Genomic DNA, 604 nt, shown 5'->3' on the forward strand with positions numbered 1-604 from the left:
CTGGACGGCGGCGTCATCCTCGTTGAGCGCATAGCTCCATTCGCCGGCCGCGTTGATCGACAGCGTGCCGTGCACGCCGTTGGTCAGCACCGAGAAGTCGGTGCCGCTGTCGACATCGCTGGCGTCGAGATCGCCGATTGCCGGCGAGGTGCCGGCCGTGCCGTTGGCAACRCCGGAGGCTTCGGTCAGCGAGCCGCTGGCATCGCCGGTGATCACCGCCGCGTCATTGGCGCCGTTGATCGAGATGACGATGTCCTTGGTCGTGCCGTCCGAGGTCTGCACGGTGATGGTGTCGGTGAGTGCCGGATCGCCGGTGTTGAGCGCCTGGACGGCGGCGTCATCCTCGTTGAGCGCGTAGCTCCATTCGCCTGCCGCGTTGATCGACAGCGTGCCGTGCACGCCGTTGGTCAGCACCGAGAAGTCGGTGCCGCTGTCGACATCGCTGGCGTCGAGATCGCCGATTGCCGGCGAGGTGCCGGCCGTGCCGTTGGCAACRCCGGAGGCTTCGGTCAGCGAGCCGCTGGCATCGCCGGTGATCTCCGCCGCGTCATTGGCGCCGTTGATCGAGATGACGATGTCCTTGGTCGTGCCGTCCGAGGTCTGC

General features: G+C 67.3%; 1 protein-coding gene. It reads right to left on the reverse strand.

Annotation, left to right across the window (positions count from 1 at the left end; all coding sequences use genetic code 11):
* On the reverse strand, window positions 1-604 hold a 604-nt coding region (locus AC1DX6_RS30550; RefSeq protein WP_477320307.1), incomplete at both ends, for a VCBS domain-containing protein.

Source organism: Mesorhizobium sp. P2_C4 (assembly GCF_056404575.1).